We start from the raw sequence: 827 nt of genomic DNA on the forward strand, positions 1-827 counted from the left end.
GCCGAATAGGAATAGCCGCCATGTTTGTTGCGCGGATTGCGCTCCGACCATTCGCGCATCCCCCGCAGGCTTTTCTCCGTCAGCGGCAGGCCGAACGCCTCGTAAATGCGACGCACAACCTCTGCATCGTTCGAAGTGATGTCGGAAAAGCCGATGTCGAGGATCTGAAGATCGCGATCATTGTCGCGCCAGGCCAGATGATCGTCAACGGACTGGCCATAATAGGATATCATCGCTTCGCCCCCGTTCAGATCGGGTTCGACGTCCGCGTAGAGCACGTGCCAGTTATAGGCCACGCCCGCGATCGAGGGTACGCATTTGACGGGATCGCGATGGGTGACGATGAAGCGGGGATTGTCGAAAATCCGGTTCAACTGCGCTTCCAGTCCGAAATGGATCGGCGTCTTGAGAAGCCAGGGCTTCTTGCGATCTTCCGGGTTCTGCCATTGCAGATATTGCAGCTGCATTTTCAGATAATCGTAGGCCGGCGTCGTATCCGCGCTCAACAGCCATCCGAAAAGAGATGGTGAACCGAAGACCATCATCGCCCCCGTTCGGAACGAATATTCGAAAAGCTGCATCTCCTCCTCGGCCTCGTCGGTGAAGACGGGGTGACCGGTAATCATGTCGGGCGACACTTCGTACAGCCATTTTTCATAGGCCCGCGTTTCGGCGATCCGCTGTTCCCGGCCGCCGTCGGGGGCGCCGGGGACGCGGGCGAACATATGCCCCTTCCAATATTCGACGAGCTGGAAATCCCCCGATGCGCCCAGCAGCCGCTGCAATTTCGTGCTGCCCGTGCGCGGCATCGACGTGATGATGATCGG

General features: G+C 58.5%; 1 protein-coding gene. It reads right to left on the bottom strand.

Annotation, left to right across the window (positions count from 1 at the left end; genetic code table 11):
• Positions 1–827 (bottom strand): sulfotransferase family protein (locus WG908_RS16485; RefSeq protein WP_340187594.1); only part of this gene is annotated, 827 nt, incomplete at both ends.

This window comes from Sphingobium anseongense (assembly GCF_037725245.1).
Taxonomy (GTDB): Bacteria; Pseudomonadota; Alphaproteobacteria; order Sphingomonadales; family Sphingomonadaceae; genus Sphingobium.